Raw genomic sequence first — 8,475 nt, forward strand, 5'->3', positions numbered from 1 at the left:
GTAAAATAATCTGACAATTATATTGAATTTTGAATTTACAGAAAATAATATCTTAGGTAATCAGCGAAAGAATTCCATATATTTACATTAATAATATGGAGATGTTGGAAACCTCTTAGAAATTTTAAAAGGAAGGGGGATGAGAAAGGGAATTACTAGAAACAAGAAATGCATTTGTGTATCAATTTATTTCAGGGAGGAGAGAGTGTGAAAACGATTAATCAAGAAGTGGAAGATCGCATTGCCCGTCATCCCTGCTATAGCGAGGATGCACATCATCATTTTGCCCGCATGCATGTAGCAGTGGCACCTGCATGTAATATTCGTTGCAATTATTGCAGTCGTAAATTTGATTGTGCAAACGAAAGTAGACCGGGAGTTGTTAGTGAAGTATTAAAGCCAGAAGAAGCAGTAAGAAAAGTTTTAGTAGTAGCAGGGGAGATTCCGCAATTATCAGTAGTTGGCGTTGCTGGACCTGGAGATCCATTGGCTAATCCAGAAAAGACATTTGCAACTTTTCGGGGGGTGGCAGAAAAGGCACCAGAACTAAAACTTTGCTTAAGTACAAATGGATTAAGACTTTTAGAATTTATCGATCAGATTCAAGAATTAAATATTGATCATGTAACGATAACGATTAATGCAGTTAATCCACAGATCGGGCAACATATATACTCGTATATTTTTTATGAAGGTAAAAAATACAAGGGAATTGAGGCTGCTGAAATTCTAATTAATAATCAGTTGAAAGGGCTAGAAGCACTGACTGAAAAAGGGATTCTATGTAAAGTAAACTCAGTATTTATTCCAGGAATAAACGATCAGCATATGGAGGAAATTTCGAAGGCAGTGAAGAAAAGGGGAGCGTTTGTCCATAATATTATGCCTTTAATTGTTACTCCTGATACAGTTTTTGAAAGAAATGGAGTTAGAAACCCAACATCTAAAGAAATACAAGAAATACAAGAAAAATGTTCTGGAAGTTTGAAAATGATGAAACATTGCCGTCAATGTAGAGCTGATGCAATCGGATTGCTGGGAGAAGACAGAAGTGCACAATATACCAAGGACAAGATTATGAATGTTCCGATTCAATATGACCCAATAGCAAGAGAAACAATTCAGCAAGAACTTGAGTTGAAAGTGAAAGAAAAAAGCAAGAAAAAACAAGAACGAGAGGCATTAAAACAAAGAAAAATAGAATCAGGTTCTTCAAGTCTTAGAATAGCTGTAACGACAAGAGGGAATGCAAGAGTCAATCTTCATTTTGGGCATGCGAAAGAATTTTTGGTTTTTGATGTGAAAGAAAAAGAAATTAAGTTTGTCGGTGTTAGGAAGGTTCAGTCTTATTGTGTTGGAAAAGTTGGTTGCAATACAAAACAGGTTCCAATACTTGCAGAAACCGCTGAGATTTTAAAAGATTGTCAGATGTTAATTAGTTCTGGCATTGGCAAAGCACCTCAAAAGTATTTGCAGGATAGAGGAATAGTTTCCATTATCCAATCTGGAAACATTGAAGAATTGCTTTATGAGAGTAGTAAATATTACAAGTATATGAACCATATGTCAGTAGAATATGTTTAATTCATTTGGGAAGTTTTAATTAAAATGGAGGGGGAATTACAATGCGTCAAATCGCTTTTTATGGAAAAGGTGGAATTGGAAAATCAACTACATCACAAAATACTTTAGCACAATTAGCAACAAAATTTGGTCAAAAAATTATGATTGTGGGATGTGATCCTAAAGCAGACTCCACTCGTTTAATTCTAAATACGAAAGCACAAAGTACAGTTTTAGAACAAGCAGCAGAAATGGGAACAGTAGAGGATCTAGAATTAGAAGATGTCATCGCAAAAGGTTATGGCGATATCCTATGTGTAGAATCAGGGGGGCCAGAACCAGGGGTTGGCTGTGCTGGACGTGGAATTATTACCTCTATTAATTTTTTAGAGGAAGAAGGAGCTTATGAAGGATTAGATTTTGTTTCTTATGATGTATTAGGGGACGTTGTATGTGGTGGTTTTGCAATGCCAATACGTGAAAATAAAGCGCAAGAAATTTATATTGTTTGTTCAGGTGAAATGATGGCGATGTATGCAGCAAATAATATTTCTCGCGGTATTTTAAAATATGCAAATAGTGGCGGTGTACGATTAGGTGGATTAATTTGTAATAGCCGTAATACGGACAGAGAAGCAGAGCTAATTTCAGAGCTTGCCCGCCGTTTAAATACACAAATGATTCATTATGTTCCACGCAATAATGTCGTCCAGCATGCTGAATTGCGTAAGATGACAGTTGCTCAATACAAACCAGAAGACCAGCAAGCAAAGGAATATGAATATTTAGCACAAAAAATATTGGAAAACGATATGATGACGATTCCTACGCCAATAGAAATGGAAGAGCTAGAATCCCTATTAATGGAATTTGGTGTTATTGAGGATGAAGAAACAGCAATCAAAAAATTAGAAGAGCAAGAAGCAGCTACTAAATAAAAGAGATTACTAGAAAAGAGGTGAGATTTGATGAGTACAAAAGTTGAGGAGAGTCAGGCATTAATTGATGAGCTGTTAGAGGTTTATCCGGAAAAAACAAAAAAATTCCGAAAAAAACATTTTCAAATTGCCGATGAAGAGACAATCGAATCTGGCAAATGTTCTATTAAATCCAATATCAAATCACGTCCTGGCGTTATGACCATTCGTGGATGTGCATATGCAGGTTCAAAGGGAGTTGTTTGGGGACCGATTAAAGATATGATTCATATTAGCCATGGACCAGTAGGGTGTGGCCAATATAGCTGGGGAACCCGAAGAAACTACGCAAACGGTAAGTTGGGCATAAATAATTTTACCGCGATGCAAATAACTAGTGATTTCCAAGAGAGAGATATTGTATTTGGTGGAGATAAAAAGTTAGAGGCATTATGTAGAGAAGTGAAAGAGATGTTCCCACTTGCAAAAGGAATTTCCATTCAATCTGAATGTCCTGTTGGATTAATTGGTGATGATATTGAAGCGGTTGGGAAGAAAATGACCAATGAGCTGGGGATTCCAGTTATTCCAGTTCGTTGTGAAGGATTCCGAGGAGTTAGCCAGTCACTTGGCCATCATATTGCAAATGACACTATTAGAGATCACGTTATGGGTACTCGAGAACTGGCAGAGTCGGGTCCATATGATGTAGCTATTATTGGAGACTATAATATTGGTGGAGATGCATGGGCTTCCCGCATTCTTTTAGAAGAAATTGGCTTGAGAGTTATTGCTCAATGGTCAGGAGATGGATCCATCAATGAATTAGGAATCACCCATAAATCAAAATTAAATCTGATACATTGTTATCGCTCCATGAACTATATGGCTACAACATTAGAAGAAAAGTATGGTATTCCTTGGATGGAATATAACTTCTTTGGACCAACGAAAACAATAGAAAGTTTGCGTGCGATTGCGGCCCATTTTGATGAAACAATTCAAGAAAATGCAGAAAGAGTAATAGCTAAATACCAACTTGAGATGGATGAAATCATTCAAAAATATCGTCCTCGGTTAGAAGGGAAAAAAGTAATGCTCATTATTGGTGGATTGCGTGCCCGCCATACTATCGGTGCTTATGAAGATTTAGGGATGAAAATTGTAGCGACTGGATATGAATTTGCACATAAGGATGATTATGAGAAAACACTATCAGAATTACATGATGGAACCATATTGTATGATGATCCAACTGCATATGATATAGAATTTCTATCAGATAAATTAGATATAGATTTAATGGGTGCTGGTGTAAAAGAAAAATACGTTTATCATAAATTGGGAATTCCATTTAGACAAATGCATTCATGGGATTATAGCGGTCCTTATCATGGGTTTGATGGATTTAAAGTATTTGCAAAAGACATGGATACTGCTATAAATAGCCCTGTTTGGGATCTATTGGCAGCACCATATTAAGTAAAGGAGGGGGGATAATTATGGCAAAAAATCCTGAAATTCAAGATCATAATACTTTATTTCAGAGTGAGAAATATAAAAAACAAGCAGAAAATAAACTGCTATTTGAAGCGCCATGTTCTATACAGGAAGTAGAAGAAACAGAAGATTATTTAAAAACGGAAGAATATAAAGATATAAACTTTAGCAGAGCTGCAGCTACCATTAACCCTGCAAAAGCTTGTCAACCTCTAGGGGCAGTATTAGCAGGTTTGAGTTTTGAAGGAACACTTCCTTTTGTTCACGGTTCTCAAGGCTGTGTAGCCTATTTTCGTAGTCACTTTGCTCGGCATTTTAAAGAACCTGTACCAGCAGTTTCTTCGTCTATGACGGAAGATGGAGCTGTATTTGGAGGAATGAGAAATTTAATTGAGGGGCTTCAAAATAGTAGCGCCTTATATAAACCGAAAATGATTGCAGTAAGTACAACTTGTATGGCAGAAGTTATTGGGGATGATTTAAGTGCATTTATTGAGAATGCACGGATAGAAGGAGCAATCGATAAAGAATTTCCAGTTCCGTTTACCAATACTCCTAGTTTTGTAGGATCTCATATTCATGGTTATGATTCTATGATGCGCTCGATACTTTCCTACTTGTCCGAGAAAAAAGGAGATATAGAAAATAAGGTTCCTACAGATAAAATAAATATTATTCCTGGATTTGATACGTATACAGGTAATTTCGCAGAATTAAAAAGAATTTTAGAACTAATGAATGTAGATTATACCATTCTAGGTGATCATAGTGGCAATTTAGATTCTCCAGCAAATGGTGAATATAACTATTACTATGGTGGCACCAAATTAGAAGATGTTGCACAGGCTCCTAATGCAAATGGAACTATTTTGCTACAAAAATATTCTACTAAAAAAGTAGAAAAGTATATTAAGACATCATGGCATCAAAAAACGATTTCATCGTGGATGCCGATAGGAATTAAAAATACCGATACTTTATTAGAAAACATTAAACAATTGTCTGGTAGAGATATACCAGCTGTTCTCAAAGAAGAACGTGGAAGAGTAGTAGATGCTTTAACTGATTCCCATGCCTATTTACACGGTAAGCGTGTAGCCTTGGCAGGAGATCCAGACTTACTACTTGGGTTAATCTCCTTTTGCTTGGAAGTTGGGATTGAACCAATTCATATCGTTTGCACGAATGGAGATAAAAAATTCAAAAAGGAAGCTGAAGAGCTTTTATTAAAAAGTCCATATGGTATTGGCGGAAAAGTTCACATAGGAAAAGATTTATGGCATATGCGATCTTTATTGTTAACAGAACCCGTTGATTTTGCAATAGGTAGTACACATATGAAGTATTGTGCAAAAGATGCTAATATTCCTTTGGTAAGAATCGGTTTTCCAATTTTTGATCGACATCACATGCATCGATATCCAATTATCGGTTATCAAGGGACATTAAATGTATTGACGTTAATTGTTAATACTATATTGCAACAATTAGATGATGAGGCACCAGATCATAGCTATGATACAGTACGGTAAGTAAGAATTGTCAGCGGGATATCTATAATCTCGCTGACAATCAACTTTTTAGGGATTAAGCGGAAATTTTTTGATAGGGGGGGATTATAGCATGGAGAAATATGTTGTAGAGGCATTTGCTGAACCAGCATGTGAACATAACTCGGTAAATCAGGCACATAAAGGTTGTGTTCAGCCAACTCCTGGTGCGGCATCAGGTGGTTGCTCTTTTGATGGCGCTCAAATTACTCTTCTTCCCATTGTCGATGCAGCACATCTTGTGCATGGACCTATTGCGTGTGGCGGAAATAGTTGGGAAGCGAGAGGAAGTTTAAGTTCGGGGTCCTATCTTTATCAATATGGATTAACTACAGATCTTAAAGAACAAGATATTATCTTCGGTGGAGAGCAAAAATTGAGAGGGGCAATTCGTGAAATTGCAGACAGATTTAGTCCACCGGCTATTTTTGTTTATTCGACTTGTGTGACCGCCCTAATAGGTGTAGATTTAGATTCCATTTGTAAAAGCGAAAGCAAAGTAATTGGAATTCCTGTAATTCCAGTGAATAGCCCAGGATTTGTTGGTAGTAAGAATATGGGCAATAGATTAGCTGGTAACGCATTGATGGACCATGTAATTGGAACAGATACTCCTCCAATAGAAACACCATTTGATATAAATTTAATTGGAGAATATAACATTGCCGGAGAAATGTGGGATATAAAAGAACTTTTCGATCAAGTGGGTATACGCATTTTAGCTAATATTACAGGAGACGGAAGGTTTCATAAAATTAGATGGGCGCATAAAGCGAAATTAAATATGGTTGTATGCAGTAGAGCGTTGATTAACATGGCAAGAAAAATGGAAGAAAAATACGATATTCCATATTTTGAAGGATCTTTTTACGGAGCAAAAGAAACAACCCTATCTTTACTAACCATTTCATATATGCTTAACAATCAAGAATTAATGAAAAAAGTCCGAGCTTTTACAAAAGCGCAAGAAGAAAAACTAGCATTTGATTTAACTAAATTTCGTAAAAAATTATTAGGAAAAAGAGCAATACTTTATACTGGTGGGGTGAAAAGTTGGTCTATCATTTCTGCACTCCAAGAACTAGGAATAGAGGTAGTAGGAGTTGGCACAAATAAAAGTACGATGGATGACATTGAACGTATAAAAGAAAGAATTGGAGAATCGGCAAAATTAATAGAATCCGGAGGAGCCAGCAAGATATTAGAAACTTTTCGTAATGAAAAAGCAGATATTATCATTGCTGGGGGGAGAAATATGTATGTTGCCTTAAAAGAACAGATTCCTTTTCTTGATGTAAACCAAGAACGCCATCATGCTTATGCTGGATATGTTGGATTAAAACGGTTAGCAGAACAATTAGTGTATGCATTGGAACATCCAATTTGGGAATTACTTCAATCTCCTTCTCCTTGGAAGGAGGTAGGAAAAGAGTGACAATTGTAAAACTAGATAAGAAACTTGCCATTAACCCACTAAAAGTTAGTCAAACATTGGGTGGAGTTCTGGCGCTTCAGGGATTATTCCGTGCTATCCCGCTTGTACATGGATCTCAAGGTTGCGCTGCTTTCATTAAAGCACTTATGACACAGCATTATCGGGAACCAGTTTCTATTCAAACGACTGCTCTTCAGGAAATGAATATTATCTTTGGTGGGGAAAGAAGCACAATAGAAGCAATGGAGACAATTCTTAACAAACATCATCCTTCATTGATGGCAGTATTAAGTACTGGTTTAACGGAAACTGCTGGAGATGATTTAATAGGAAACATTAAAAACTATTTAAAAACAAATGAACCAAACTGTTTTATTTTCCCTGTTGCTTTACCAGATTTTGAAGGATCGTTAGAATCTGGCTTTCAATTAACCGTTGAAGCGATGATACGTGGTTTAGTGGAACAGCAGAAGTTTACATTACCGATGAAAAAGAAACAAAACCAAATTAATTTGCTAGCAGGATCTTTTTTAACGGCAGGAGATGTAATGGAAATAAAAAAAATTATCCAATCATTTGGATTTTCTGTCATAACTGCACCAGATATCTCCACTTCGTTAACAGGATCTTTACAAAAAGGTTTTTCCCCATTATCACAAGGGGGGGCTACGAGGGAGCAATTACAAGGATTATTTGAATCGGAAATGACAATTGCTGTGGGAACTAGTTTGGAAAAATCAGCTCAAATGTTGGAAGCAGCAGCAGGAATACCTTTTCGGTTGTTTCCTAGCTTAACAGGATTAAAAGCTAATGATGAATTTTTTTCTTTTTTGCAATCGTTAAGTGGAAAAAAAGGAGACTCATTTTACCAGTGGGAAAGGGATAATTTACTTGACTGTATATTGGATTCCCATTTTTACTTTTCTGGGAAAAAAATAGTTATTGGCTTAGAACCAGATCATCTTTTTTCTATTGTTAACGTCTGCAAAGAATTAGGCGGAACGATAGATGGATTAGTCAGCAGCTTTTCAGCTAAGGTGCTATCAAATATGGAGGAAGATATATTCATCGGTGATTTAGACGATTTAGAAACCATGGCTGATAATGCGGATCTGTGGATAAGTAATTCTCACGGTGAAAAGGGAGCAGATAGGAAAAATGTTGCATTCCTTCCAATAGGTTTTCCAATTTTTCATCAAATTGGTAGTTCCTTATTTACAAGTGTTGGATACCGAGGAACAACGAATTTGATTATAAAAATGAGTAATTTATTAATGTAAAAGAAGGTAGTGTCAAAACTTCTATGAAAAAGTAACCTGAAGTCTTTTTCTTCTTTCCTTTTTGAAGTGGAGAGGCTCGCAATCGCTCTTGACAAACACACCAATGGTTTGAATTCAGGTTATCAAGGGCGAAGGGGACAAAAGAAGGCATGCCAAATAAGCCCTTGATTTTTTCCATTTTAAACCATTGGCAAGTTCGGTTTGTCAAGAGTTCGCTCCGCCGATTGCTG

General features: G+C 36.4%; 7 protein-coding genes. 6 read left to right on the forward strand and 1 reads right to left on the reverse strand.

What is annotated here, in order from left to right:
- The first annotated feature begins 207 nt into the window (after positions 1–207).
- The 6 genes from nifB (at position 208) to nifN (ending at position 8,245) form a co-directional block, all read left to right on the forward strand.
- On the forward strand, positions 208–1,584 hold the full coding sequence (gene nifB, locus QQZ16_RS07280) for a nitrogenase cofactor biosynthesis protein NifB (RefSeq protein WP_235249566.1): 1,377 nt from the start codon (positions 208–210) through the stop codon (positions 1,582–1,584).
- A 41-nt stretch (positions 1,585–1,625) separates the two neighbouring features.
- Positions 1,626–2,501: a nitrogenase iron protein gene (gene nifH, locus QQZ16_RS07285; RefSeq protein WP_031538364.1), complete on the forward strand. Its 876-nt coding sequence runs from the start codon at positions 1,626–1,628 to the stop codon at positions 2,499–2,501.
- A 30-nt stretch (positions 2,502–2,531) separates the two neighbouring features.
- A complete protein-coding gene (gene nifD / locus QQZ16_RS07290) occupies positions 2,532–3,962 on the forward strand; it encodes a nitrogenase molybdenum-iron protein alpha chain (RefSeq protein WP_235249568.1) in 1,431 nt (476 codons plus the stop codon).
- Between the two features lie 20 nt (positions 3,963–3,982).
- Entirely contained in the window at positions 3,983–5,512 is a 1,530-nt protein-coding gene (gene nifK, locus QQZ16_RS07295) for a nitrogenase molybdenum-iron protein subunit beta (RefSeq protein ID WP_031538362.1), read from the forward strand.
- A gap of 91 nt (positions 5,513–5,603) precedes the next feature.
- Positions 5,604–6,965, forward strand: a complete 1,362-nt coding sequence (gene nifE, locus QQZ16_RS07300) for a nitrogenase iron-molybdenum cofactor biosynthesis protein NifE (protein WP_235249571.1) — start codon at positions 5,604–5,606, stop codon at positions 6,963–6,965.
- Entirely contained in the window at positions 6,962–8,245 is a 1,284-nt protein-coding gene (gene nifN / locus QQZ16_RS07305) for a nitrogenase iron-molybdenum cofactor biosynthesis protein NifN (RefSeq protein WP_284561220.1), read from the forward strand. The genes nifE and nifN overlap by 4 nt, the downstream gene beginning before the upstream one ends.
- Here nifN and QQZ16_RS07310 read toward each other — a convergent pair.
- Positions 8,217–8,475 (reverse strand): hypothetical protein (locus QQZ16_RS07310; RefSeq protein ID WP_284561221.1); only part of this gene is annotated, 259 nt, incomplete at its 5' end. The genes nifN and QQZ16_RS07310 overlap by 29 nt on opposite strands.

Source organism: Bacillus sp. T2.9-1, from assembly GCF_950097965.1.
In the GTDB taxonomy this organism is placed as follows: domain Bacteria; phylum Bacillota; class Bacilli; order Bacillales; family Cytobacillaceae; genus Niallia; species Niallia hominis.